Below are 23,220 nucleotides of genomic sequence, written 5' to 3' on the forward strand. Positions count from 1 at the left end.
CACCCACTTCCCATGAGAGGATTGCGTTCAACTCCTCTCGCGCGTTGCCCTTCGCTACGCCAAGGTTTCGAGTAACCAGAGCCTCATCAATCACGTTCCGGTAAGATGCCTCGGCATTGTCGGCAGAGCACTGAGCAGTGGCAGATGCGGACGGAATCGAACCGTCTCCCTCGGTTTTGGAGACCGATGTGCTACCGGAACACCTCGCACCCTCGTAAAGCTTCTGGACTGCCTCGGCGGCATGCTTGACACCGGAATAGGTCAAGCCCTCGCGCCCCAAACATTCGGCGATTACGTCGTGGATTTCGCCACGGCCCGGCATTGCTTGGGCAGGAGCGCGGGACTGAATTGCGGGCGAATACTGACAGCCGCATTCCGGATATCCGCACGGATCGCAGTTCTTCGGCTTTCCGACCGAAGAGACCGGCTGGGCACCAACCGCGGCGCGAAGAGCAGTGACGATCTGGCTAAGCTCATCTCCGCTTAGGTGCTTCTCAGTTGGTCCATTTGCGTTCAGCGTAACGAGATAGGAGCGATTGATCCGCTCCGCTAGATCACGCAGGGCGCGCTCGTTCTCGCATGCCTCGCAATATGGGATCGGGTTTCCAAACTGCGTTTTCATGTGCTCGTAGCCGTGGGTCAAACAGAAATCGTCGCTCATGCTACTTCTCGTCCCGATGGTAGTAGTCCCACTCTTGCCGCTCGCGATACCGCTCGTAATCGCGGTCATTGCATGGTCCGCAATAGGCCATCCAGTCGCCGTCAATGTTCTCGCGCTTGCTCTTCTTGCAGCGCGGGCATAGCCAGCGGTCACTTTCACTCCCAGCGGAGGAGGACTGAACCGGATCGGCTTCTACACGCCCGAGGCCGATGACCTTCCCATCAGCGTCGAAAGAGATCGGTATACGATGGTCAGACATTTTAGCCTCCAACTGCTTTGGCGACGATCGCGACAATCGCTACGCCGGCCAGAATGAAGCCGAGACAGGCGAGGAGACCTTCGATCATGACTGGCGTTCCTGTTGAGGAAGTGGTGAAGAGGCGGTCAGCTTGCCGCTAAGCCATCGATCTAGGGCGACGCCGCCGGCATGCAGACGGCAATATGGCTGCCCATCGATTTCGACTGTGCTTTCACGCTGGCACCTATCCGGGTCCATGTGAGGACGTAGCCGGATATAGCGATCTCGGCGCCACATGGTCGCATGTGTCGGCGGATCGACGGGCATGCAGCACTGTGACGTGTGCAATGGCTCCGGCCTGATCACCTTCGGTTTGAGTTCTGCAATCATGGCTCAAACGCCTTCATGGTCCATTCCATCAGGCAGTCTTGGCAAAGCGCCTCGCCGTCGTCGTTGAAACCCTGGGCGATCTCGTCACAGCCGCGATTGTCGCAGGTATGGTTGCCGCTACCGTCACAAGCCTCGCACTTGCCGGCATCCCACACGTCAGGATCATTTCCGCCGTACTTCGACTTGAATATCCGACCTTCGCCTTGGCATTTGATGCAGGGAATAAAGCTCATTGTTCAGATCCCAAGTTGGGCGATGAAAACGCTGGTGACGTCACAAAATCCAGACCGCGAGCCCGATCACCACCAGGCCGACAGCGAACAGAATAAACGTCGGTCGATATGCCTTGCCGAGTAGCGCCATGTCAGTTCCTCAAAGCGTGTGGTTGGTGAAGACCAGGGCAATCGTCTGGCCGACGGCGACGATGATGGCGAGAACGCAGATGCAGGAGATGGCGGTCAGCATGGCTGTGCCTCCGGTGTTCGCTTCTCGAAGCCACGTGATCTCAGCGGGCGCCCTGCGGGGATTTTGGCGCGTTGCTCTTTCGGCTTGCGCGCCTTGATCTTCCGTGGGCGAGGCCCGAGCTTCGGCTCCAGGGCGCGCGCGGCTCCTCCGGATTCAATCCAGAGCGACGCGGCGATCTTCCATGGATCAATGCCGCGCAAGATCCACCATTCGCGCTCGTTGCTGTTGTGCTGGCAGTCGACGCCGATGCGGTGATGGTAGGGGCACAGCGGGACCGTATATCGGTCGTGCGGCTTTTCGCCTTTGCCGGTCAGTTCCTTGCCGATCGCGAGATTGTCCATCCTCAGATGCGCGGGCTCGGCCTGGCGCTTGCAGAAGGGCAGGCAGCACGGCTGTTGGCGCACGAACTCGAGATGTCGTCTATCTTCCTGGCGCGGGTCGCGCTGGCGGAGCTCGCTCATCCCGGCACTCCGCAGCTCGCGCAGCCATGAAGCCAGTCAACACCGACCTTTTTTGACTTCCAACCGTCGGCGCGAGCTTGCTCCCAAGCTTCGGAGAAGTCGGCGGTATCGGTCTCCAAGACTTCTGGGCAGGAGTCGCACTCGAAGACCAGCTTTCCATATGACCGTTCGATCATTGGACCCTCCGCGCGCGCTGCTCGACGTCGTCTCGGTAGGAGTGGAGTTCGGCGTAGCGAGGCCGGTCAGACATCAAAGCGAGGACGACCAGTCCGCCGAATACGGAGCCCATGATGAACAGAGCGAGGCCAAGCGAAAAATCCATCACCCGGCCTCCGGCATGAACCGATGGACGTTCGTGAGGATCTCATCGAAGCGCTTCGCGTGCTCGTCGGCCCGCTCATGCGCAAGCTCGGGCATCACGCCAAGACGCCGCTCCGCGCGGTAAAAGTTCGTCCACGCCATGTCGCGGAGCTCATCGCGCGACAGTCCATACGTCGTTGCGCCGGAACATGATGTCGTGATGGGGTGCCCAGACAGACGCCCGGCGCGGTCGACGCTTTCCATGCTGCTCATGCGTATTCTCCAAAATGAAGATGTGGCGCGGGCTGGCGCGATCCTCCGCGGCGGATGCGCGTGTTGACGGAAATGCAGACATTGCGCAGGCGGTCGTAGAGCGCGCGCTCGTCGGCGCTCCAGGCGCTGTCGGTATCGTCAAGAGCAAGAGGATAAGAGGGCAGCATTGCCTTGCTGATGAGCCACTTTGGCATCAGCGCGAGCACGAAACGTCCTTCAGACTCGGGAAGGACAATAGAATTTTTGGGGCCGAGAAACTGCGGATCGCTCGTTAGCGAGCGGCCAACGCGGATCGTGCTTGGCGCATATCGGTCATCCCGCTGCTTAATGAGAAGCACACAGACATAGCCAAGCGATCTATAGGAGCGATAGTCGAAATCCGTTCGCGGATCGTCAGCCGGGCGGGGCAGGGGCTTGCGGCGGCGCCGGCAGAGCTTCTGCAGGCGCGCGTAGTCCGCCTCAGTCTGCGATGGCGCGCCGATCGCCTTGCGACCAGCATCGGTCACCCACGGCTTCTCAACGTCTAGCAGGCGCACGTAGCCGGCGCGCTCAGCCTCACGGATGACCGGCCATAGCTTCTGCACCTGGCCAGGACGGCAGCAGATTCCGTTGTCGTGGGCGACGCCGGCACGCAGCAGCTCGAGCATGTCGGCGCCGAGCTCCATCACGCGGCTCCTGAAACTAGAGCAGCGCCGATGTAGAGCGCGAAGCAGAACGATCCGATTACGGTAGCGTCAATGAGCGCTTCGATGAACCGGCCGACCATTTTCCCCTCCGATATCTGACGAAGAGGAAAACTATAGTACGTTGCCTATTTGGTCAATAGGACAAATCCGAGATATAGGGAAAATATTGGGTTCCCGGATCGTGACAGGGTGAATTTGCGGCTAAATGGAAGGGTTAACGGGCGAAGAAATTTCCGACCGTGACATGGCAGATCTGCCATTCTGACCGCTTCAGGGTGAAATCCCTGGGCGGATTGTACTGCCTGACATACCATGTGTCGTCGGTATGGCGGCGCAATTCCTTGATGATCGCTAGGTTGTCGCCGTGCTCGCCATGCGACCTGAAAATGCAGGTGTCGCCTTGGCGGTAGGGCAGGTGAGGATTAACAAGTGCGATCGAACCGTGCTTGTGTACCGGGTCCATCGAGTCGCCAGTGACGATCATTCCATAGCCGTCCTTAACCCTTAAAAGAGGGTCAGGGCGGACCACCCAGTCCACCGCGTCATTACTCACGATTAAAGCCCCGCTGCCTCCTTGGGCGGTCCCAAAGACCGGCAAATCCCGATCCCCCACCAATTGCGCGCCCGCTAAAACGTCGGCGCCTGGTTGTTGGTTTCGAGGCAGCTTAAGAGACCGGGAAGGATCGGCAACTAGACTTTCGCGACCGGTCGGATTTACCTTTACGTATTCCCTTTTAGGCAATTTGGATGACGGCCCGCGGAGTTGTTCCTCCGGAACCCCGAGGAGTTCGGCGAGAGGAAGGCGCGATTTTTCGGGCAGCTCGAGCGGATATCCTCGCTTCAAAAACTGCTGCAAATAGGCATGGTTTTTCCCGATCTTCAGCGATGCCTCTGACATCGTAAGACCGAGTTCCTCAAGCTTCTCAAGAATCAGTTTGCGGACCACATCCATGACCTCCTTCTAGGATTGTACCTATTATTTAGGGAAGGAGGAATATCCCTATTGACGAAATAGGGAACGTACTATATTCTTCCTGTTTATGGACCCAACCGCACAATTCATCGCAGAAATCGACGCCTTCCTTGCGCGAAGCGGGATGACGCCGACGTCCTTCGGCTGGAATGCCCTTAAAGACCCCAGCTTCGTAGGTGATCTCAAGAACAAGGGCCGCAAGCCGACACTCGGCGTTGTGGGGCGAGTTCAAGCCTTCATTCGAGCCGCAGATGCGGAGGCCGCATGAAGCCTATTGCCAGATACACAGCTTCGGCTCTCCCCCCAGCCGAGGACCAGGCGTCGATCGCCGTAACCCCATCGGTGGTCGACGCCGCCAATTTCCTTCCCCGTCCGGGGAGCCACGCAGCCGTCTCCACATTCGACCAGCCCGGCATGACGGAGACGGCTGCGACCAATTCGCTCGGTATTGTCGGAGAACGCTGCGAGGCTTTTCCGATTTCGGCCGGCCTAGCGGCTCGCCTCTCTGTGGGTTCTGCGTCTGAGGGCGCGTGCGTTAGGCCGGCCGGCTTCAATTTCAGATTCGACTGTCGCGGCGATGATCCCGGTGTCCTGAAGAACATCGCGATATTGCGCGCACGCGCAAAGAACTCGATCAGCGCGACCTCATCATCTTCGTAAGCGTCGTTTTGCATGCCGGCTTGATGCCGGTTTCAGCTGCGGAACAAAACTAAATCCGAAGTTAGACATAAGTGGAACGGGGGACGACATGCAGATGACCGAGCAACAAATCGCGTTCAAGGCTGCGGTGCGACGCGCCGTTGTCTTGGCAGGCGGTCCACACGCTGCCGCTAGATCGTCTCGGGTAAGCGCGGCTCTTCTCTCCCATTACGGCAACATTGATCGGCCAGAGTTCGCGCCAATTGATGTTTGCTTCGAGCTTGAGAAAGCCGCTGCAGATCCTGTGATCTTGCGCGCCCTGGCTGATCTTCACGGCTTTGAGCTCGTTCCGCGAGATCAGCACGCCGACTCATTGGCCCGCGATATTACCGCTCTTGCAGGGGACATCGCCAAGGAATCTGGCGATTTGATTTCGACGGCAATCGAAGCCGCATCGGACGGCAAGATTTCAGTGAACGACGCGCGCGCAATCGACAACGAGGCGGCCGATCTTCAGGACAGGATCGTCAGCATTCGCTCCGCCACGCGCAAGACAATCGCCACCAAACTCTAAAATCAAAGGGGGACTCGATGGAAGGATCATCTGCGCTTTACGATCCGCGAAGGAATGCGACGCCCACACAGCTGGCTTCGGCAGCTCGGCACGCGGCGCGGCTCGACCGCATTGCTGCGGCGGCAAATCCGGAGGCGCCGTTGATCCAGCTCGCGCCCCCGGTGGTTCGGACAGAGCCCGTCAATCGCTCCCTGTTCGGACCTTGCCAACTTGAGCAGCGCTATACCTTCGAGACGTTCGTAACGGGGCGGTCCAACGCGCTCGCGGTCGCCGCGGCGAAACAAATCGCCGGCCGAGGGCGCGGCGAACCGATCGAATTCAATCCGCTGTTCATCCACGCAGGAACAGGGCTCGGCAAAACGCATTTGCTGCAGTCCATCGCCTGGGAAGTGGCGTCCGGCGCTCGGAAGGCGGCCTATCTCGGCGCTGAGCAATTCATGACCGGCTTCATGGCCGCAATTCGGGGCTCGACCATTGCCGCGTTCAAGGAAGCGCTACGAGGGCTCGACCTCCTCATCGTTGACGATGTCCAAATCGTCCAAGGTAGGCCTGCGCAGTCGGAGTTTTGTTACGCGGTCAATGCGCTCATCGACGCGGGGCACCAAGTCGTTATTGGCGCCGACCGATCGCCTCTAGATCTCGAAGTGCTGGACGACCGAACGAGATCGCGTCTGTCAGCGGGGCTGGTCCTGGAGATCGGACCTCTTGGCGAAGAAATGCGGGCGGACATTCTGCGGTCGCGTGCCGAGCTTGCCAAGCTGCATCATCCAAGCTTTGCCGTGCCTCCTGACGTCATCACCTATCTCGCCAAGTCGATCTCGCACAACGGACGCGCTCTTGAGAGCGCCATCGTTCGGTTGCTGGCTCGCTCGCGCCTCACCGACGAGCCACCGTCGATAGAGAGTGTTGATCTGGAGATGCGGGACCTGGTGGCGCCGCGCGAGAGCAAGCGTATCCGCATTGAGGACGTCCAGCGCGTCGTCGCCAAGCACTACAACGTGAGCCGTCACGACATGTGCTCTTCGCGCCGGACCGCCAACGTCGTGCGACCCCGTCAAATCGCAATGTACCTCTGCAAGACCACGACGCTCAAATCGCTGCCGGAGATCGGCCGACGCTTCGGCGGCAGAGATCATACGACGGTCCTTCACGCGGTGCGGAAGATGGAGGCGCTGTCTGCGAAAGACATCGCTTTGGCTGGAGAGTTCGACGCTCTACGCATTCAAATCATGGAGCAGTGAGATGGGTGTCTGGACCTCAACTTGGAGCGTCGAGATGGTGAGCGATCTCCGCAGACTTTGGGATCGCGGCGACACCTCCAGCCAAATCGGAAAGCACCTCGGTGTTAGCCGAAGTGCCGTCATTGGCAAGGCCCATCGGCTCGGACTTGCGTCTCGAGCAAAGGCGTCTCACCCGGCTCCGAATGCCGCGCTGATCGAGGAGAGGCGTCGTCAGAAGAATACGTCGCGCGCCGAAGGCGCACGCAAGGCTCGCCAGGATAAGCGCGGCTTTCCAACAGGCGAGCGCACTCCTCCGATGGAGATTGTGGATCTTCCCGTCCATCGTGAGGCGCTGTCAATTCCGTTTGGAGATCTAAGGCCTTGGTCTGGTAACGCCTCCAACGAATGTCGCTTCATTGCCGCAGAGCCTGCGGGGCCTGACTATATCGCCTGCGGCAAGCCGACTGCGCAGGGCGAAAGCTGGTGCCGTGCCTGCAAGCGTGTCGTCTTCAACTATCAGCCGACGAACGTCATTCCTCTTGTTCGGAAGCAGGCGAGGGCGGCGTGATAGTCGACATCCAAAATCCTCGCTGCGTGATTGCGAAGCCGAGCACTGAGCCGGTGCGCGTCACCGACCACGCTGTGCTTCGCTACATGGAGCGAGCGATGGGCCTCAACGTCGAGATCGTTCGCGCGCACATCCTGCAGATTTGCGCAGATGCGGCGGCGTTCGGCGCTGTGTGCGTGAGGTCGGAGGGCTTTCGTTTCGAGATAGCGAGTGGCGCCGTCGTCACTGTGACAAGCAATCAGCAATCGCCAGGCGCCACGACGCGCGAGCGAGCTCAAGACAAGATCGACAGGGCCAAGGGCAGATGATCGCCATGGAACGAAACACCACAGAGCGGGAGGGCGTGCACGACCACGCGATCCTCGTGCTGTGGAAGAAATACAAGCTCGACACGGTCGACATCGCAAAGCGGCTCGGCCTGAAGGAGTACGAGGTTGCCAACAGGCTGCTTCATCTGAGGGGGCAGGCGAGGTGATCGAGACGCTTTCGGATTCCGTCCGGCTTTATCGGGCCGATTGCCTGAGCGTCATCTCGACGCTTGGGCCGGTGTCGCACGTCATCTGTGATCCTCCCTATGAGAAACACATGCACGAGGCCAAGCGGGGCCGCGGGCGAGCGCTGCGAACCGACGGCCACACCGATCCGACTGCGCTCGACTTCGCGTCCGTGGAGGGGCTTCGGGAGGCCGCTACGGGCATGCTTACTGATCTGTGCAACGGGTGGTTCATCGCATTCTGCACGCCTGAGGGCGTAGCGCCATGGCGCGATGCGATCGAGGCGGCCGGGGCTCGCTATAAGCGCGCTTGCATCTGGGTGAAGCCGGACAGTGCGCCGCAATTCAACGGCCAGGGGCCGGCAATGGGCGCCGAGTGCTTCGTTACCGCATGGTGCGGCAAGGGGTTCTCGAGCTGGAACGGTGGCGGCGGTCGCAACGTCTTCACGCATCTGACTAACCATGCGGACCGGCACGGCGAGCATCCGACGGAAAAGCCCATCTCGCTCATGTGCGAGATCATCGAGAAATTCACGAATCCAGGCGATCTTGTTCTCGATCCGTTCATGGGCTCGGGCTCAACCGGCGTCGCCGCGGTGCGCTTGGGCCGGCGTTTCATCGGCATCGAGGTCGCGCCCCGATATTTCGGCATAGCCGTCAACCGGATCTCCGACGCGATTTCTCGGCCTGACATGTTCGTGGCGCCGCCGGCTCCGCCGAAACAAACGTCTCTTTTCACGCATGGCGAGGCCGCAGAATGATCGAGGAGCGACACACCGTCCCGCCATACGCTATGCGCCGCGTGGTCGTCGAAAGTCCCTTTGCGGGCGACATCGAGGGAAACCTGACCTATCTGCGCGCCTGCATGCGGGATTGCCTGATGCGCGGAGAGGCGCCTTTCGCCAGCCACGCGCTCTACACTCAGCCAGGCGTCCTAGATGATGGGATCGAGGTCGAGCGCATCTACGGCATTAACGCCGGCCACGCATGGATGCACGGCGCGCACGCCGTCGTTGTCTACACCGACAGGGGCGTTTCCAAGGGCATGGAGCAGGGCATTCGGTCCGCCGTCGTCAATGACGTGCCGATTGAATACCGCACCCTAGGGGCCTCGCCAGCGCTTTCCGGAGGCGGCTGATGGCACATCACAAGTGGGGCGACAAAGAGCACCCATCGCTCTTCCGGTCTCTGAAGCACTGCCGCCGGTGCGGCGTGATCTGCCTGTCTCGTCATGAGGTGGGCGAGGACGGCCGACCGTTTCACTGGAAGGAATACTGGCGCGGCACAGAGCGCCTCAAGGTCGAAGGAAACCGCGTACCTGCGTGCGAACTATCCATCGAACAGGACATCGAAGAGGCGGCATGACGGCATTTCCAGAAACTAGGCATCGACGGCAGGCGGCAGGAATATCGGACGACAAGCCGCGCTGCTCCAAGTGCGATGAGCCGAACAGCAGGAAGGGGCAACGGTACTGCGCAAAGTGCCACGCCGCCTACCAGAAACGCTATCGCGCAACGGCAAACGTTTCACGTGCGACAAGAGTTGCAAATAGTTTCACGACACTGAGAGGGATCGACGCATGAGCGTATCTGAAAACAGCCTTAGAGACGTCAAGGCCTTCATCGCTTGTGGGATTGCGGATTGCGTACCGAAAGGCGAGCGCTTGGAAAGCGTCTGCAACACACTGCGCGTCGAGATCGGCGAGGCGCGCAGCCTCATCATGCGCGGCCGGCAGCTCGCGCGTGACAGGGCGACGATCAACCTCATCGGCGACGCCGCAGCATGACTACATTTCTTTACGCGATCGGCAGGAGATGCGGCCCGGTTAAGATCGGTATCTCAGCCAACCCAAAAGGTCGGTTGGCTGAATTTCAAACAGCTTGCCCGTTCAAAATACATCTCTTGCATTTCGCTTTGTGTGAATCCAGGGCGTCAGCATTCGAGGATGAGGCTTCGGCCCATCGATTTTTGCGCGAGCATAGGCTGTGGGGTGAGTGGTTCAATGTGGATTGGACCGTGGCTCACGACGTCGTATCGACCGCTGTATTGGCAGGAAATCACTTCCGAGAGCGCCTGAGGAGGGGTGAATGACGCACTGGTGGCGCGCAGAGGACACGTCGATTGACCATCCGAAGCTCCTGAAGCTTTCGGACGCGATGTTTCGTGCTTGGTACACACTAAACTGCGTAGCCTCTGCGAACGATGGCGCCTTGCCGCCGACAGAGGACGTGGCGATCCGGCTTCGCATGAAGCCTGTGAAGGTAGCCGAGTGGATCACGAAGCTCGTCGCGGCCGGGCTCTACGACAACGATAATGGAATCTTCAAGCCTCACAACTGGAGCAAGCGACAGTACAAGAGCGACAAGACAGACCCAACCAATGCTGAGCGACAGAAGCGTTATAGAAACCGCCACCGTAACGATAGTAACGGCGTTACTGACAGCGAAAGTAACGATGTTACTGACAAACGACCAGAGCAGAGCAGAGCAGAAACAGATTCAGAGCAGAGCAGAGCAGATGCGCGCGCGCTCGATGAAATTGGTTTGAAGAACGAAGCGGTCCTGGTGGCATCGTTCACGGCCGTCTGCGCCAGCCTCGGCCGCAAGCCGCCTGACATGCGCCAGATTGCGACGTGGCTGCTAGACGGCATCGCGATCGGTACTATCCAGGCTGCGGTCACGCCGATCCTGAAGCGCAAGGCGGACATGGCCTCACTCGCCTACTGCGACAGCGCGGTGCGGGAAGGTCACGCCAAGGCCGGTGTAGCGCCCTCGCTCGAGCCGGTACCGCTGACCGATGACGATTGGCGGGCGACCGTGAGGCGGTTCAAGGCGAACGGTTCGCTTTGGTCCCGCCATGCGGGGCCGGAGCCTGGCATGATCGGCTGCCGCTGTCCGGTGCACGTTCTTGTCGAGGCGAATATCGATCCGGCGACCGGCCACGACATCGGGTCGGGCTGGCATTTTGTCGTCGAGGGAACCGTCGAAATGGCAGCTTTCCTCCATGAGGCGCAGTCGCGCAAGGCGCGGCCACCGAAACTGATCGAAATCGAACAGGACGGCGTTGCGAAGCGGGGCTTCTTCAGTCCGATTGCGGTGCCGAACGGTTACGACGAAGCGACGGGCGAGAAACTGGCACCAAGGTCGGAGGACGCAGCATGACCGAAACACCGCGCTTTGTGCGCTGTAGGGACAACACACTGCAGCGGGATGTGCTCACCGTTGGCGAGGTCTACGAGGTGTCCGGCGAGCAATACGACAACTATCGCGTTTGCGGGCGATGGATGACCAAGCGGAGATTCGAGCCTGTTAACGCGGAGGATGCGACGTGAATGGCGCATACGGCGTCGGCCCGCTTGCGTTTGAGCGGGTTGGTGAACTGCTGATCAAGGGCGGCTGGATACTGGCTTGCCTCGTCGTGTTTCTGATTCTGATCAAGTTACTGCGTAGCTGGAGGCGTTTGTGAGCAAGATTGAGATTGATGTTGAGGCCCTTCTGCGGTGGGCCTACGTGGACGAGCTTTCGAAGCGTCACACCTCCGCCGCGGAGGGCATCTGGGATCGCATCGAGGACTATGGCAACCACGGCGGCATAGACAAAGGCCACGGCGCGGCTCAGCGCTACAGTCATTTCGGATTGCCAGATCCTGATGCGGAGGCGGTGGAGCGCGCCGTGGCGTCGCTTGGCGAAGTCGAAATCGACTGGAATCTGAGCCTCGACGTAATCGCCGGCGACCTGTCTGGCCTCGTTAAAGTCAACGATATGTCTCGCCAGTCTGACGCCTCCAGGCGAACGAAAGTCGCTTGGGGTGAAGCTGGCACAAAGGCGTTGCATGCGTTCTTCGGTGCTGATGGTGCGCGTCCTGCGCATGACCGGCCTCGCGACGTGCTGATGCTCAACACGGTGAACCTGAGCGCGCTCGTTACGCGACACGCAATCAAGGGAACGCGTCCGGACTATTGGGACGAGCAGCCGGTAGTTCAGCGAACGCCGGCAAAGAACGGCGGCGGCGTTGCCCTCGTCGGCGAGTGCAAGGGCAAGAACGTTTATTCGACCGGGAGCTATTGTCCGCTGCAGTGGAGCCCATCGCCTGCTTCTGTCATTTCAAGCAGGGCTGAATACGCGCTGTGGCATCATGGTTTGATTGCGTTGTCCGAAGTGCTCGAGCTTGTGAAATACAAGGTCCTTCCTCCTAAGGCGCCGCCTTCGCCATGGTTTGGAGGCTCAGATGAGCCGGAACCTCGCGTGGTCCCTGTAATGCCGAATGGTCGGAATAGCGCTATGGACTGGGGAACACTTCCGCTGAAGCCAACCCGGGGCAAAACCGGGTCGCCTCTTCGAATACCGAAGGCTGGACCTGTGCGCTATCCTCTTGCAGAATGCGGTTGAGGGAGGCTCCATGGCAAAACCGATCCTGTCAAAAGAAAGAATACTGAATGACATTGCCGATGCTTGTGAGGGGCTCACTCCATTGGAGAGCGCGCTTCTTATCGCAGAAGCATTTCGCCAAGTTTATGGTGGCGAGTGGAAGATCGAGGTTGATGTATCCGGGAAGTTCACTGTCGTTGCCTTCAAGTGATTGTTTATGAGCCTGTGTATAAACCAAACGCCTCTTGATTTAGGGTCAATCGCTTGACATAGACGAGACAGTCGGAAATTCGGCCCTGAAACGCCCGCCCAGCCAACGCTGAGGCGGGCGAGTTCGTATATGGAGCATGCCATGCTGAGCAAGGACACGCTGAAGCTGATGGTTTCGGAGATTGTCGCCCGCAAAGCCAAGGTGGTGCGTCGCCGTGGCAAGCTCATGGTGGTCGGCTCTCGCTGATTGTCGAAGCCTCTCGATCGACGTCTCCGAAACAGGGAGACAGACGCTCGCCGTCGGCAGGCCAAGCCTTGGCGAGCCTGGTACAATACAGAGCGGTGGCGTCAGCGCCGTCGACAGCAGCTCCAGGACAAGCCCCTGTGTGAGCGCTGCGAAGCCAAGGGTCTGGTAGTCCCTGCATCCGTCGCTCACCACATCATCAGACATAACGGAGATCCGGTGCTGTTCTGGACGGGCAAGCTAGCCTCGTCCTGCGCCCCCTGCCATGACGCCACCGAGCAGGCCATCGAAGCCAAGGGCTATGAGGCAGGCTGCGACAGCCACGGCAGGCCCATCGCCAGCGATCATCCATGGAACTCAAGGCGCAATGGAACCGGGGGGGAGGGTTCCGTCTAAATCGGGTCTCCATCTCAGACCGGCGCGCAAGTTGCGTTTGCACTGAGATCAAAAATCAAAGGCACCCCTTCGTATTCAAACGGGAATCAGGAACCAAGTGTCTGAAAAAACACACGGTTTCGGAACGTTTGATTTCACTCAGAACGGCTTGAATTCAAACGATGCCACGAGGCGGTAAGCGCGAGGGTGCAGGGCGAAAGCCGACCGTCGAGAAGACCAAGCTGCCTCCGCGGCGGATGCCGGACATATCGGTCATAGATGGTCTGGAGGAGCCGGACTGGTCGACCCAGTTTTCGGACGAGTTAGATCAGGTGTTGGCCCACCAACAGTGGTTGGTCATTACAGCCGAGCTGCGCAGCTCTGAGAAGCTCGCCAACGCCAACGGCCGCGCCGTCAAGCGCCTGGTCGACGGCTACGTCCTTTATGAGATCGCACTGCGGCACGTCGCAGAGGAGGGGGCCGTCTTCCCGCGCAAGGGAAAGAAGCAGCCATCGTACAATCCATGGTTCACAGTTCTGAAGGACGCGAACGCGTGGGCATCGACCGCAGAGGCCGAGCTTACGATCACGCCGCGGCGCCGTAGCAGTGGCGGGAAAGTCCAAAAGACCAAGCCGTCGGTCATCGGCGGCGGATACCTCAAGACAGTCAAGTGACGACGTAACGCGCTGGGCGCGCGACGCGGTCGACGGCAATCTCGTCGTCGGTGAGCTCGTGCGCTACGCGGCCGAGCGGCACCTGAAGGATCTGGTCGACGGGCCGAGCCGCGGGCTGGTCTGGAAGCCCGATCTGGCGGCTCACGCGTTGGGCTTCTTTCCGGCGGTGCTTCCGATCACAGCCGGCGCCAAGGCGGGACAGCCGTTCGATCTGTTGCCTTGGACCAAGTTCTGCGTCGGCTCGCTTTTCGGCTGGCACACGTCCGACGGCCGGATGCGCTTCACGAACTCTTGGTGGGAGACCGGCAAGGGGCAGGCGAAGTCGCCGACGTTTGCGGCCATCGGCCTCTACCTGATGGGATACCGCGGCATTCCGCGCGCCGAGATCTACGCCATCGCCTGGGACAAGGATCAGGCGAACGTCTTGTTTAAGGACGGCGTCGCGATGTGCCGAGCTCCTATACCCGGCACCGATCCTGACGACAACGACACGCTCGAAAGTCGCGGCGAGGTCATTATTCGCGGTCGCCTCGATCACGCTTGGCGCATCGAGCATCCGGGAACGGGCTCTAAGTTTCAGTCGCTGGCGAACGGAGACGCCATCTCGGGTCCGAGACCGACGGCTGTGCTCGCGGACGAGATCCACGAGTTCAAGAATGGGGACTCGATCGAGCTTTGGAAGCGGGCTATCGCCAAGATGCCGGGCGATGCGATCATGCTTCTAGGAACTAACACGCCGGCATCGACGCAGATCGTCGGTACGCAGTATAGCGACTTTTATCAGAAGGTCGTTAAGGGCGAGCACGTAGACGACACGGCCTTCGGCTTCATCGCTCGCGTCGACAAGGACGATGAGCCTTTCGAAGACGAGACGTGTTGGCAAAAGTCTTTGCCTGCATTGGGCATTACATTTCCGGTGGAGAATATCCGCCGTGAGGTGAACACATCAAAGATACTGCTCTCGACCAAGATGTCGGTGCAGCGCCTCTACTTCGGAATCCCTGTTGGCTCCGTCGACTTCTGGATCGCTGAAGAGGCTTGGGCTGCTGTCCAGGGTGAGCTCGATCTTCCGTCGCTGCGCAAATGCAAGTGCTGGCTGTCTCTCGACCTTTCGCAGAAGAATGACCTGACTGCACTTACCGCGGTGTGGGTTGGTCCTGCAGGGTATCTCTGGTCAAAAACTTGGTACTGGACAACGAAAGACGGACTGTCGGAGCGCGCTCGTTCAGACAATGCGCCTTATGAGCAATGGGTCGCGGACGGGTTTATCGAAGCGATGCCTGGCGCAGTCATCGATAAAACATTCGTGGCTGCGCGCGTCGCGAAGCTAGTCTCTGAATATGATGTTCAATTCTTGGCCTTCGACGTTGCCGGCATCGCCGATTTCATCTCGGCTTGCGAAGAGATCGGCCTTCCTGTGTGGAAGTTCGAGGGAAAGGACAAGGACGAAGGCAAGGGCTTGAAGCTCGTTCCACATGCGCAAGGCAAGCGCCGCATGTTTGAGGACAAGCAGCTCACAATGCCAACTTCGATCGAGAAGTTTGAGGACCGTATCCTCAAGCAGTCGATCACAATCGAAACGAACCCTGTCACTTACATGTGCGCGGCAAACGCGATGGTCGACCAAGACGGCCAAGCCAATCGCTGCTTCGACAAGAAGAGATCACGAGGTCGCATCGACGGACTTGTGACCAATGCAATGAGCGTCGGTGCGGCGCTAGCGGACTTCGAGCCAAAGAAGAAGTCCTATCAGATGTTGTTCGTCTAGGAACCCAAACATGAACCGTGCATATGCTGTGCTCGACGTCAAAAGCGTCGACGAGGATAAACGCGTCATCACGGGTGTCGCGACAACTCCGACCCCCGATCGCGTCGGCGACATCGTCGAACCGCTCGGTGTCAAGTTCAAGAATCCGCTCCCGCTGCTCTGGCAGCACATGAGCGACAAGCCCGTTGGCAGCGTCAAGTTCGACAAGCCGACCAAGGATGGAATCACCTTTCAAGCTCAGCTTCCGTCGATCAGTGAACCTGGCACGCTTAAGGATCGCATCGATGAGGCTTGGCAGTCCGTCAAGATGCAGCTCGTTCGCGGCGTCTCGATCGGATTTCGCGCGATCGAATATTCGTGGATGGACGACGGCGGAATTCGCTTCCTGGAGAGCGAAGTGCTCGAGCTGAGCCTCGTGACCATTCCGGCGAACGCCGATGCGACCATTCAGTCCATCAAGTCTTTCGATGCCCCTCTGCTCGCCGCGACCGGCAAAGAGCCGAAGGACAGCGACCGTCCGACCCCTCCCGCGCCTGGGAAGAAGAAGTCAACCCCAGTTCTTTTGAAAGCCCCAGGGAGGGGCAGTACCATGAAGACGATTGCAGAGCAGATCGCCGCGTTCGAAGCGCAGCGCGCTACCAAGGCCACCGAAATCACCGCGATCCAGCAGAAGGCGCTCGACGAGGGCCGCTCGAAGGATGCGCAGGAGAAGGAAGCCTTCGACAATCTTCAGGCCGAGATCACGTCGATCGATGCCGAGCTCGTCGACCTCCGCGCGATGGAGAAGATGAATCTCACCAAGGCCACGCCGGTCAAGGTCGAGACGCACGAAGAAGGTTCGGCGGCACGTGGTGGCGATCACCGCGAGGTGCGCGTCCAGGTGCTCCAGCGCGAGCTTCCGAAGGGCATCGGATTCACCCGTTTCGTGCTCGCCACCGCGCGCGCGAAGGGCAACCTGATGCAGGCCGTCGAGATCGCGAAGGCCAACGAGCAGTGGGCGCGCGAAACGCCGATGGTCGTTGACCTGCTGAAGAGCGCGGTCACCGCCGGATCGACGTCGGATACGACCTGGGCGAGCCCGCTGGTCAATTACCAGATCCTGACCGAGGAGTTCATCGAGTTCCTCGGTCCGCTCACGATCATCGGCCGCATTCAGGGCCTGACGCGCGTTCCGTTCAAGGTCAAGATCCCGCGGCAGACCGGCGGTGCGACCGTGAACTGGGTGGGTGAGGGCGCTCCGAAGCCGCTGACCTCTCTGGCGTTCGACAGCGTCACGCTCGACTTCGCCAAGATCGCCGGCATCATCGTGCTCAACCAAGAGCTGGTGCGTCTCGCGTCGCCGTCGGCGGAGCTGCTCGTCCGCAACGACTTGGCGAAGGCGGTCGTCCAGTTCATGGATGCGCAGTTCGTCGATCCGTCCAAGGCGGCCGTCGCTGGTGTCTCGCCGGCCTCGATCACCAACGGCGTTTCGCCGATCACCGCCACCGGCACCACCGGTGCGGCGCTGCGTGCCGACATGAAGACCATGCTCAGCGCCTTCCTGACGGCCAACATGCAGGTCTCGAACGTCGTCCTGCTGATGTCGCAGCGCGTGGCTCTGAGCATCTCGCTCATGACCAACTCGCTCGGCCAGAAGGAATTCCCCGGCCTGACGATGAATGGCGGCGACCTCATGGGCATCCCGGTCATCACGTCGGAGAACATCCCGTCGACCGGCGGATCGCCGACCGATGGCGATCCGATCATCGTTCTCAGCGCGCCGGACATCCTGCTCGCCGACGATGGTCAGGTCACGATCGACGCCAGCCAGGAAGCGTCGCTCCAGATGGACACCGCTCCGGACTCTCCGGCCACTGCCTCGACGACCTTCGTCAGCCTGTGGCAGCAGAACCAGATCGGCATCCGCGCCGAGCGCTACATCAACTGGGCGAAGCGCCGGTCGACGGCGGTTTCGTACATCCAGAACGCCAAGTACTTCGAGTAAGCGTTTCCTCCCAGACTGGCCGCGGGACTACGGCCCCGCGGCCCCTTTCATTGGAGATTTGAAATGCGAATGATCGTCACGGCGAAGACCGCCGATGTCTACGGCAAGGTGCTGCGCTCGGGCGAGGAATTCGATTGTCCTGACAAGGAGGCGCAGCTTTGGCGCACGCTCGGGCGCGCGAAGCCTGTCGAGGAAGAGGGCGGCGAGCGTAGCCGTAGAAATTACCGTCGGCGCGATATGCGGGCGGAGGCCTGATGCCGAGCGTTCCGGCGGTTCGGCAGACACAGCCTGTTCAGCGCGCGGGCATTGTCTCGCGCATGCTCAGCGTTTTCGCAAAGGCGGCTGCACCAGTGACCGACCTGTCGGGTTTCATCGATCGTGATCGCAGCTGGTTTCCTGTGATCCGCGAGCCGTTCACGGGCGCATGGCAGCGCAACCGCGAGATCAACAACAATACGGTGATGGCGTACAACGCTGTCTATTCCTGCGTGACGCTAATCGCATCCGACATTTCGAAGATGTGCCTTCGTCTCGTCGAGCAGAACAAGACCACCGGAATTTGGGAAGAGGCTGACGCGCCGGCATTCTCGCCTGTGCTGCGCAAGCCGAACCGATATCAGACACGCATCAAATTTATCGAGAACTGGGTCGTCTCAAAGCTGGCGCGCGGAAATACCGTTGCGCTAAAGGAGCGCGATAACCGCGGCGTTGTCGTGGCCATGTACATCCTTGATTGGGGCCGGGTGAAGCCGCTCGTTGCCCCAGATGGTAGCGTTTATTATCAGCTCAGCCGTGATGATCTTGCGGGTGTCGGCGAACAGGTGGTCGTGCCTGCGAGCGAGATCATCCACGATACGATGTGTCCGCTCTTCCATCCGCTTTGCGGCGTGTCGCCGTTGATCGCTTGCGGATTGGCGGCGATGCAGGGACTCAGCATCCAGGCCAACGCGACACGGTTTTTTGAGAACGGGGCGATGCCTGGTGGCGTCCTATCTGCTCCCGGAACAATCGATGACGTTACGGCTGCTCGGCTTAAAGAGCACTGGGAGCAGAACTACACCGGATCGAACGCCGGTCGCGTTGCAGTTCTCGGCGATGGCCTCAAGTACGAAAAGATGGCCATGACGGCCGTCGAAAGCCAGATGATCGAGCAGTTGAAGTGGACCGCGGAAACGGTCTGTTCCTGCTTCCACGTGCCGGCTTACATGGTCGGCGTCGGTACACCTCCGGCTTACAACAACGTCGAGGCGTTGAACCAGCAGTACTATTCACAGTGCCTGCAGGCGATCATCGAATCTATCGAGCTTTTGCTCGATGAAGGCCTCGGTCTCACGGATGTGAAAGGTCACATTTACGGGACAGAGTTCGATCTCGACGGCTTGCTGCGCATGGACACTGCGACGCAGTACAAGACGATCGGTGATGGTATCGGCGCCGCGCTCCTTGCGCCAAACGAGGGCCGTAAGAAGATCGGGCTCAAGCCGCTTCCTGGTGGCAATTCAGTCTTCATGCAGCAACAGAACTATAGCCTTGAGGCGCTTGCGAAGCGTGATGCGCTCGAAGATCCTTTCGCGCTTGCGCCTAAGGCTGCTCAGCATCTGCCGTCGCCAGCAGACGAGGCCGCCGCAGTGGCGAACGTTGATACGCCTCCGCCTGCCAAATCGTTTAAGGGCGATGATCTGGATCAAGCGGCCACCGTGCAGATTGCTCGGTGGGCGTTCAAAGACGCGCTCGAACTCGAATTGCAGAAGATGGCCGCTTAGGCCTCTCGCAGGATAGATCATGCACCAGAACGAAATCGCAGGGCTTGTGACGGCCTTGGCGCCGATCGTGGGCGATTTCGTGGGCAAGGCTATCGCTCCGCTTCGCGAGCAGAACGCCGCTTTACTGGCTCGCCTGGAGGCGCTGGAGGGTCGTTCCATCGAAAAGGGTGAGAAGGGCGATCCGGGGCTTCCTGGAGCGGTTGGCGACGCCGGTAGGGCTGGCGAACCGGGACAGGACGGGCAGCCGGGCCGGGACGGCGTCGACGGCAAGGATGGCGAACCTGGGCGTGATGGTGCGGACGGCAAGGATGCGCCACTGGTGACGGCTGAACAGGTGGCCGAAGCCGTCATGGCGATGCCGGAGGCCCTTGCGGCGGCCGTGCAGCGCTATCTCGAGGCCAAGCCGCCGGCAGCCGGCAAGGACGGGGAGCCGGGCCGCGACGGCGTGGATGGCAAGGACGGTCTCGAAGGCAAGGAAGGTCCGGCCGGCCGCGATGGTCGTGACGGTCTTCCGGGCGTCCATGGCGAAAAGGGCCTCGACGGCCGGGACGGCAAAGACGGCCGCGACGGTCTCAGCGTCGAGCATTTCGACGTGACGAGCTCGGACGAGGGGCGAACACTCGAATTCAGCCTGAGGGCTGAGGGCCGCGAGGCGGTCGTCAGGACAGTGCGGTCCGGATCGTTCATCGACCGCGGCGTCTGGAAAGAGCATGCCTTCGATAAGGGCGATGGTGTCACCTGGGGGGGCCAATTTTACATTGCCCAACGCGCTACCGAGGCGAACGAAAAGCCTCTCGACGGTTCCTCTGCATGGCGCCTCGCGGTCAAGAAGGGCCGAGACGGGCGCGACGGCAAGGAAGGCAAGTCCGGACCGCAGGGAGAGAAGGGCGACAAGGGCGAACGTGGCTTCGCTGGCATGAATGCAGGTTGATCGATGGGCCTGAAGCTGGTCACGGCACCGAACTCGAATGTCATCACACTCGACGAAGCGAAGGCGCATCTTCGAGAGGATAGCGACGACTTCAATCTGCAAATCCAGGCCTTCGTTTACGCGGCTACGCAATTCGTCGATGGCCCGACCGGATTTCTGGGGCGTGCTCTGATTGACCAGACTTGGGATTATTATCTCGACGTCTTTCCGTGCCGTCATGATTTTTCGTTTCCGGTAAGCGGCCGGCGCAACTTCATAGAGATTCCGCTTCCTCCACTGATCGAAGTGCTCGGGGTCTTCTATCTCGATGCAAGCGGCACAGAGCAGGAATTCAACGCCTCGAACTATATCGTGGACGATGCCAGTCAGCCGGCGCGGATCGTCTTGAAGTCCAGCGCATCATGGCCGTCGACGGTAGATCAGCAGAACGCAATCCGCATTCGCTTCCGTGCTGGTTATATCGACGCGACAAACTCGCCGGCTACGCCGAATGTGCCGTTTACGATAAAGGCCGCGATCCTGATGTATGTCGGCGATCTTTATCAGAACCGCGAGAACCAGGTTGTGGGTGATACAGTCGCGAAGCTGCCGTGGGCTTCCGAGCAGCTGCTGCGCCCTCACCGTGTCTATTTGAGCATGGCGTGAATTGGCCGAACTGGACAGGCGAGCCGTGCGCGATCATCGCATCGGGGCCGTCAGCGAAAAGGGCGAACGTCGGTCTGCTCAAGGGGCGGATGCGCGTCATCGCGATCAAGAAGAACATCGAGATCGCTCCCTTCGCGGATGTTGTCTACGGGTGCGATGCCCCTTGGTGGCGCAGCGTACATGGTCTGCCGAAGTTTCAGGGTCTGAAACTGGCGTATGACGGAACGGTCTGCGGCGGTGAGTACGGAATCCGCAAGGTCGATATCGAGAAGCCCGCGTCTAACGATCTCATGTTCGATGAGGTTGGTAAGATCGGCGCGGGCGGGAATTCGGGCTTCCAGGCGCTGAACCTTGCCTTGCAGTTCGGTGCGGATCGCATCTTGCTAATCGGGTTCGACATGCACGGCCGTAGCGGCGAGCACTGGTACGGCCGCAATAACTGGGCCATGTGCAGCAACCCGACAGATGACAACTACCGTCGATGGATGAAGGCATTTGCCGCCGCGGCTCCTAAGATTGCGGAGCGAGGCGCGACCGTCGTCAACGCGTCGCCGATCAGCGACCTTCAGTGCTTCCAGAAAATGACGATTGAACAAGCTTTAGACACTTGGGGACTTCAGATTGCGGCATAGCATTTACATCGGTTGGGATCCGCGCGAGGCGTCCTCATATGCTGTCGCAAGGGAGTCTTGTCGACGCAGGCTAACCCGGCCAATGCCGATCTATGGCCTCGTTATGAGCGATCTAATTTCGCTCGGCATCTACACGCGGCCTATGGAGCGCAGGCCGTCTGAGGTCGACAGGCCCATCATGTGGGATGTGATATCGGACGCGCCGCAGAGCACGGAGCACGCGAACAGCCGGTTCCTTGTGCCTTACCTGGCGCGATCGGGATGGGCTTTGTTCTGCGATGGAGACATCCTGTTCCGCGGCAACGTTGCGCGCATGTTTGACGGGCTCGATAATCGGTTTGCGGCCTATTGCGTGAAGCACAAATATGAGCCGCCAGCTGGCATCAAGATGGACGGTCAGCAGCAGACGCAGTACGGCCGAAAGAACTGGAGTTCGTTCCTGGTCTTCAACTGCGATCACCCGTCAAACAGATGCCTGATAAATTCCACAGATCTCGCGAATACGCTGCCGGGCCGCGATCTGCACCGCTTGTGCTGGCTGAAGGACGAAGAGATCGGCGAACTCGATCCATCGTGGAATTTCCTTGTCGGTCACAGTGACAAGTCGATCGAGCCTAACGTCGTGCACTTCACGTCGGGTTGTCCGGATATGCCTGGATACGAAAATGTCGATTATGCTGACGAGTGGCGGGCAGAACTCAACAGGTGGGCAGCGTGAGTTGGGGTGGTGCGCAGTGGATTGTGATCTTCATGTTTGGAATCCGAGCAGTGCTCGGCCTCGGTGCAGCAGTAGGATTGATAAATCTGCAACTTAAGACCCCGATCACCGGGGCCGAGAAATTCGGGGCCTATCTAGGGAGCAGGACTGCAGACGGAATGCTGATAGCCGTCCTGATCTGGGGTGGCTTTTGGGTATAGGCGACCAGTTAATCGCGACGGGTCTGGCGAAGGATGCATGGACCAAGCGCGGCAAAAAGATCGCATTCGGTGATCGCGGCCGGATCATCTGGGATAAGCACAGCGAAGAGGTTTTCCGGAACAATCCGAACGTCGCCTACCCCGGCACAGCAAAGAACCTCGAATGGGTCGAGTTCTACAAGGGGCATCGCGGCTATAACAGTCAGGGCGATGGCCGTTGGATCTGGAATATGGAATGGCGCTGCTCTCCGGGCGAGATCTACCTGACCCACGGCGAAGTTGCGGCAGGACGCCGGGCCGGCAAGGGCTTCATCGTCATTGAGCCAAACGTCGTGGCTTGGAAGGGCTCTGCGGCGAATAAGGACTGGGGCTTTAGCAAGTACCAAGAGCTTGCAAAAAAGCTGATCGCGGATGGTCACGATGTTGTGCAGTTTGCGCACGAGAAGGGTGGCCCAATCCTCGAATGCGTCCGCCGGATCAAGACTTCGTCCTTCCGTGATGCAATTTCGATTCTGAAAAATTCTTCGCTCTATGTTGGAGCTGAGGGAGGCTTGCACCACGGTGCAGCCGCGGTCGGGGTTAGGGGTGTCGTGCTGTTCGGTGGTTGGATTCCGCCATCGGTGACTGGTTACGATCTCCATTCCAACATCGCAGGTTCTGATCGCTTTTGCGGATCATTCTCGCGATGTGATCACTGCAGGTCGGTCATGGAATCGATCGGAGTCGATACAGTTTACCAAGCGGCAAAGGAGCGCCTTCGTGGTTGAT

The 23,220-nt window shown here is 59.8% G+C and carries 30 protein-coding genes and 1 tRNA gene; 24 read left to right on the forward strand and 7 right to left on the reverse strand.

Features of this window, described 5'->3' with window-relative positions; all coding sequences use genetic code 11:
- Positions 1-138 precede the first annotated feature (138 nt).
- The 7 genes from ABIA90_RS06060 to ABIA90_RS06090 all read right to left on the reverse strand — a co-directional run bounded on the left by ABIA90_RS06060 (position 139) and on the right by ABIA90_RS06090 (position 4,426).
- A tRNA-Trp gene (locus ABIA90_RS06060) sits at positions 139-212 on the reverse strand.
- Positions 213-662: 450 nt separating this feature from the next.
- Entirely contained in the window at positions 663-920 is a 258-nt protein-coding gene (locus ABIA90_RS06065) for a hypothetical protein (RefSeq protein WP_354122310.1), read from the reverse strand.
- 365 nt (positions 921-1,285) lie between these two features.
- Entirely contained in the window at positions 1,286-1,522 is a 237-nt protein-coding gene (locus ABIA90_RS06070; protein ID WP_354122311.1) for a hypothetical protein, read from the reverse strand.
- A gap of 225 nt (positions 1,523-1,747) precedes the next feature.
- The gene (locus ABIA90_RS06075) at positions 1,748-2,215 is read right to left on the reverse strand and encodes a DUF968 domain-containing protein (RefSeq protein WP_354122312.1); all 468 of its coding nucleotides are present in this window, start codon (positions 2,213-2,215) and stop codon (positions 1,748-1,750) included.
- Positions 2,216-2,536: 321 nt separating this feature from the next.
- The gene (locus ABIA90_RS06080) at positions 2,537-2,788 is read right to left on the reverse strand and encodes a hypothetical protein (RefSeq protein WP_354122313.1); all 252 of its coding nucleotides are present in this window, start codon (positions 2,786-2,788) and stop codon (positions 2,537-2,539) included.
- Positions 2,785-3,453: a hypothetical protein gene (locus tag ABIA90_RS06085; RefSeq protein WP_354122314.1), complete on the reverse strand. Its 669-nt coding sequence runs from the start codon at positions 3,451-3,453 to the stop codon at positions 2,785-2,787. Before ABIA90_RS06085 ends, ABIA90_RS06080 begins: the two co-directional genes overlap by 4 nt.
- A 235-nt stretch (positions 3,454-3,688) precedes the next feature.
- Positions 3,689-4,426 carry a S24 family peptidase gene (locus tag ABIA90_RS06090; RefSeq protein ID WP_354122315.1) on the reverse strand — a complete coding sequence of 246 codons (738 nt, stop codon included), beginning with the start codon at positions 4,424-4,426 and terminating at the stop codon, positions 3,689-3,691.
- Between the two features lie 769 nt (positions 4,427-5,195).
- On the opposite strand from ABIA90_RS06090, the gene ABIA90_RS06095 reads away from it, so the two are divergent.
- The 24 genes from ABIA90_RS06095 (at position 5,196) to ABIA90_RS06210 (ending at position 23,219) form a co-directional block, all read left to right on the forward strand.
- Positions 5,196-5,660: a phage regulatory CII family protein gene (locus tag ABIA90_RS06095; RefSeq protein ID WP_354122316.1), complete on the forward strand. Its 465-nt coding sequence runs from the start codon at positions 5,196-5,198 to the stop codon at positions 5,658-5,660.
- Positions 5,661-5,800: 140 nt separating this feature from the next.
- The gene (gene dnaA / locus ABIA90_RS06100) at positions 5,801-6,901 is read left to right on the forward strand and encodes a chromosomal replication initiator protein DnaA (protein WP_502916702.1); all 1,101 of its coding nucleotides are present in this window, start codon (positions 5,801-5,803) and stop codon (positions 6,899-6,901) included.
- A gap of 1 nt (position 6,902) precedes the next feature.
- Complete coding sequence (locus ABIA90_RS06105) at positions 6,903-7,448, forward strand: GcrA family cell cycle regulator (protein WP_354122317.1); 546 nt, start codon at positions 6,903-6,905, stop codon at positions 7,446-7,448.
- Positions 7,449-7,546: 98 nt separating this feature from the next.
- Entirely contained in the window at positions 7,547-7,756 is a 210-nt protein-coding gene (locus ABIA90_RS06110) for a hypothetical protein (protein ID WP_354122425.1), read from the forward strand.
- A gap of 5 nt (positions 7,757-7,761) precedes the next feature.
- Positions 7,762-7,923, forward strand: a complete 162-nt coding sequence (locus ABIA90_RS06115) for a hypothetical protein (protein ID WP_354122319.1) — start codon at positions 7,762-7,764, stop codon at positions 7,921-7,923.
- Positions 7,920-8,702, forward strand: coding sequence for a DNA-methyltransferase (locus ABIA90_RS06120; RefSeq protein WP_354122320.1), 783 nt, complete (start codon positions 7,920-7,922; stop codon positions 8,700-8,702). Before ABIA90_RS06115 ends, ABIA90_RS06120 begins: the two co-directional genes overlap by 4 nt.
- Complete coding sequence (locus ABIA90_RS06125) at positions 8,699-9,079, forward strand: DUF7768 domain-containing protein (RefSeq protein WP_354122321.1); 381 nt, start codon at positions 8,699-8,701, stop codon at positions 9,077-9,079. The genes ABIA90_RS06120 and ABIA90_RS06125 overlap by 4 nt, the downstream gene beginning before the upstream one ends.
- Complete coding sequence (locus ABIA90_RS06130; protein ID WP_354122322.1) at positions 9,079-9,306, forward strand: cytochrome C; 228 nt, start codon at positions 9,079-9,081, stop codon at positions 9,304-9,306. The genes ABIA90_RS06125 and ABIA90_RS06130 overlap by 1 nt, the downstream gene beginning before the upstream one ends.
- Before the next feature lie 214 nt (positions 9,307-9,520).
- On the forward strand, positions 9,521-9,727 hold the full coding sequence (locus ABIA90_RS06135) for a hypothetical protein (RefSeq protein WP_354122426.1): 207 nt from the start codon (positions 9,521-9,523) through the stop codon (positions 9,725-9,727).
- Entirely contained in the window at positions 9,724-10,032 is a 309-nt protein-coding gene (locus tag ABIA90_RS06140; protein WP_354122427.1) for a GIY-YIG nuclease family protein, read from the forward strand. The genes ABIA90_RS06135 and ABIA90_RS06140 overlap by 4 nt, the downstream gene beginning before the upstream one ends.
- Positions 10,029-11,102: a hypothetical protein gene (locus ABIA90_RS06145; protein ID WP_354122428.1), complete on the forward strand. Its 1,074-nt coding sequence runs from the start codon at positions 10,029-10,031 to the stop codon at positions 11,100-11,102. The genes ABIA90_RS06140 and ABIA90_RS06145 overlap by 4 nt, the downstream gene beginning before the upstream one ends.
- Positions 11,099-11,272: a hypothetical protein gene (locus tag ABIA90_RS06150; protein WP_354122429.1), complete on the forward strand. Its 174-nt coding sequence runs from the start codon at positions 11,099-11,101 to the stop codon at positions 11,270-11,272. Before ABIA90_RS06145 ends, ABIA90_RS06150 begins: the two co-directional genes overlap by 4 nt.
- A gap of 130 nt (positions 11,273-11,402) precedes the next feature.
- Positions 11,403-12,329 carry a hypothetical protein gene (locus ABIA90_RS06155; RefSeq protein WP_354122430.1) on the forward strand — a complete coding sequence of 309 codons (927 nt, stop codon included), beginning with the start codon at positions 11,403-11,405 and terminating at the stop codon, positions 12,327-12,329.
- 10 nt (positions 12,330-12,339) lie between these two features.
- Positions 12,340-12,519 carry a hypothetical protein gene (locus tag ABIA90_RS06160; RefSeq protein WP_354122431.1) on the forward strand — a complete coding sequence of 60 codons (180 nt, stop codon included), beginning with the start codon at positions 12,340-12,342 and terminating at the stop codon, positions 12,517-12,519.
- Between the two features lie 875 nt (positions 12,520-13,394).
- Complete coding sequence (locus ABIA90_RS06165; protein ID WP_354122328.1) at positions 13,395-13,811, forward strand: P27 family phage terminase small subunit; 417 nt, start codon at positions 13,395-13,397, stop codon at positions 13,809-13,811.
- 58 nt (positions 13,812-13,869) lie between these two features.
- Positions 13,870-15,579 carry a terminase large subunit gene (locus ABIA90_RS06170; RefSeq protein WP_354122329.1) on the forward strand — a complete coding sequence of 570 codons (1,710 nt, stop codon included), beginning with the start codon at positions 13,870-13,872 and terminating at the stop codon, positions 15,577-15,579.
- A gap of 10 nt (positions 15,580-15,589) precedes the next feature.
- Entirely contained in the window at positions 15,590-17,563 is a 1,974-nt protein-coding gene (locus ABIA90_RS06175; RefSeq protein ID WP_354122432.1) for a phage major capsid protein, read from the forward strand.
- 69 nt (positions 17,564-17,632) lie between these two features.
- Positions 17,633-17,818 (forward strand): hypothetical protein, encoded by a 186-nt coding sequence (locus tag ABIA90_RS06180; protein WP_354122433.1) that lies wholly within the window; start codon positions 17,633-17,635, stop codon positions 17,816-17,818.
- Positions 17,818-19,326, forward strand: a complete 1,509-nt coding sequence (locus ABIA90_RS06185) for a phage portal protein (RefSeq protein WP_354122332.1) — start codon at positions 17,818-17,820, stop codon at positions 19,324-19,326. Before ABIA90_RS06180 ends, ABIA90_RS06185 begins: the two co-directional genes overlap by 1 nt.
- A gap of 19 nt (positions 19,327-19,345) precedes the next feature.
- Positions 19,346-20,257: a collagen-like domain-containing protein gene (locus ABIA90_RS06190; RefSeq protein ID WP_354122333.1), complete on the forward strand. Its 912-nt coding sequence runs from the start codon at positions 19,346-19,348 to the stop codon at positions 20,255-20,257.
- 3 nt (positions 20,258-20,260) lie between these two features.
- Positions 20,261-20,902 (forward strand): head-tail connector protein, encoded by a 642-nt coding sequence (locus ABIA90_RS06195; RefSeq protein WP_354122334.1) that lies wholly within the window; start codon positions 20,261-20,263, stop codon positions 20,900-20,902.
- Positions 20,899-21,534, forward strand: a complete 636-nt coding sequence (locus ABIA90_RS06200) for a hypothetical protein (RefSeq protein WP_354122335.1) — start codon at positions 20,899-20,901, stop codon at positions 21,532-21,534. The genes ABIA90_RS06195 and ABIA90_RS06200 overlap by 4 nt, the downstream gene beginning before the upstream one ends.
- 82 nt (positions 21,535-21,616) lie before the next feature.
- Positions 21,617-22,252: a glycosyltransferase gene (locus tag ABIA90_RS06205; protein ID WP_354122336.1), complete on the forward strand. Its 636-nt coding sequence runs from the start codon at positions 21,617-21,619 to the stop codon at positions 22,250-22,252.
- A gap of 190 nt (positions 22,253-22,442) precedes the next feature.
- The gene (locus ABIA90_RS06210) at positions 22,443-23,219 is read left to right on the forward strand and encodes a glycosyltransferase family 9 protein (RefSeq protein ID WP_354122337.1); all 777 of its coding nucleotides are present in this window, start codon (positions 22,443-22,445) and stop codon (positions 23,217-23,219) included.
- Position 23,220: the final 1 nt, after the last annotated feature.

The organism is Bradyrhizobium sp. LA6.8 (genome assembly GCF_040547935.1).
Taxonomy (GTDB): domain Bacteria; phylum Pseudomonadota; class Alphaproteobacteria; order Rhizobiales; family Xanthobacteraceae; genus Bradyrhizobium; species Bradyrhizobium barranii.

Excerpts from the sequence above, each read along its gene's own strand:
- ABIA90_RS06115 (WP_354122319.1), top strand. The coding sequence starts at position 7,762 with ATGGAACGAAACACCACAGAGCGGGAGGGCGTGCACGACCACGCGATC.
- ABIA90_RS06165 (WP_354122328.1), top strand. The coding sequence starts at position 13,395 with ATGCCGGACATATCGGTCATAGATGGTCTGGAGGAGCCGGACTGGTCG.
- ABIA90_RS06175 (WP_354122432.1), top strand. The coding sequence starts at position 15,590 with ATGAACCGTGCATATGCTGTGCTCGACGTCAAAAGCGTCGACGAGGAT.
- ABIA90_RS06105 (WP_354122317.1), top strand. The coding sequence starts at position 6,903 with ATGGGTGTCTGGACCTCAACTTGGAGCGTCGAGATGGTGAGCGATCTC.
- ABIA90_RS06095 (WP_354122316.1), top strand. The coding sequence starts at position 5,196 with ATGCAGATGACCGAGCAACAAATCGCGTTCAAGGCTGCGGTGCGACGC.
- ABIA90_RS06085 (WP_354122314.1), bottom strand. The coding sequence starts at position 3,453 with ATGGAGCTCGGCGCCGACATGCTCGAGCTGCTGCGTGCCGGCGTCGCC.
- ABIA90_RS06135 (WP_354122426.1), top strand. The coding sequence starts at position 9,521 with ATGAGCGTATCTGAAAACAGCCTTAGAGACGTCAAGGCCTTCATCGCT.
- ABIA90_RS06075 (WP_354122312.1), bottom strand. The coding sequence starts at position 2,215 with ATGAGCGAGCTCCGCCAGCGCGACCCGCGCCAGGAAGATAGACGACAT.
- ABIA90_RS06070 (WP_354122311.1), bottom strand. The coding sequence starts at position 1,522 with ATGAGCTTTATTCCCTGCATCAAATGCCAAGGCGAAGGTCGGATATTC.
- ABIA90_RS06185 (WP_354122332.1), top strand. The coding sequence starts at position 17,818 with ATGCCGAGCGTTCCGGCGGTTCGGCAGACACAGCCTGTTCAGCGCGCG.
- ABIA90_RS06195 (WP_354122334.1), top strand. The coding sequence starts at position 20,261 with ATGGGCCTGAAGCTGGTCACGGCACCGAACTCGAATGTCATCACACTC.
- ABIA90_RS06080 (WP_354122313.1), bottom strand. The coding sequence starts at position 2,788 with ATGAGCAGCATGGAAAGCGTCGACCGCGCCGGGCGTCTGTCTGGGCAC.
- ABIA90_RS06160 (WP_354122431.1), top strand. The coding sequence starts at position 12,340 with ATGGCAAAACCGATCCTGTCAAAAGAAAGAATACTGAATGACATTGCC.
- ABIA90_RS06130 (WP_354122322.1), top strand. The coding sequence starts at position 9,079 with ATGGCACATCACAAGTGGGGCGACAAAGAGCACCCATCGCTCTTCCGG.
- ABIA90_RS06145 (WP_354122428.1), top strand. The coding sequence starts at position 10,029 with ATGACGCACTGGTGGCGCGCAGAGGACACGTCGATTGACCATCCGAAG.
- ABIA90_RS06190 (WP_354122333.1), top strand. The coding sequence starts at position 19,346 with ATGCACCAGAACGAAATCGCAGGGCTTGTGACGGCCTTGGCGCCGATC.
- ABIA90_RS06125 (WP_354122321.1), top strand. The coding sequence starts at position 8,699 with ATGATCGAGGAGCGACACACCGTCCCGCCATACGCTATGCGCCGCGTG.
- ABIA90_RS06180 (WP_354122433.1), top strand. The coding sequence starts at position 17,633 with ATGATCGTCACGGCGAAGACCGCCGATGTCTACGGCAAGGTGCTGCGC.
- ABIA90_RS06140 (WP_354122427.1), top strand. The coding sequence starts at position 9,724 with ATGACTACATTTCTTTACGCGATCGGCAGGAGATGCGGCCCGGTTAAG.
- ABIA90_RS06090 (WP_354122315.1), bottom strand. The coding sequence starts at position 4,426 with ATGGATGTGGTCCGCAAACTGATTCTTGAGAAGCTTGAGGAACTCGGT.
- ABIA90_RS06065 (WP_354122310.1), bottom strand. The coding sequence starts at position 920 with ATGTCTGACCATCGTATACCGATCTCTTTCGACGCTGATGGGAAGGTC.
- ABIA90_RS06205 (WP_354122336.1), top strand. The coding sequence starts at position 21,617 with ATGCCGATCTATGGCCTCGTTATGAGCGATCTAATTTCGCTCGGCATC.
- ABIA90_RS06150 (WP_354122429.1), top strand. The coding sequence starts at position 11,099 with ATGACCGAAACACCGCGCTTTGTGCGCTGTAGGGACAACACACTGCAG.
- ABIA90_RS06110 (WP_354122425.1), top strand. The coding sequence starts at position 7,547 with ATGGGCCTCAACGTCGAGATCGTTCGCGCGCACATCCTGCAGATTTGC.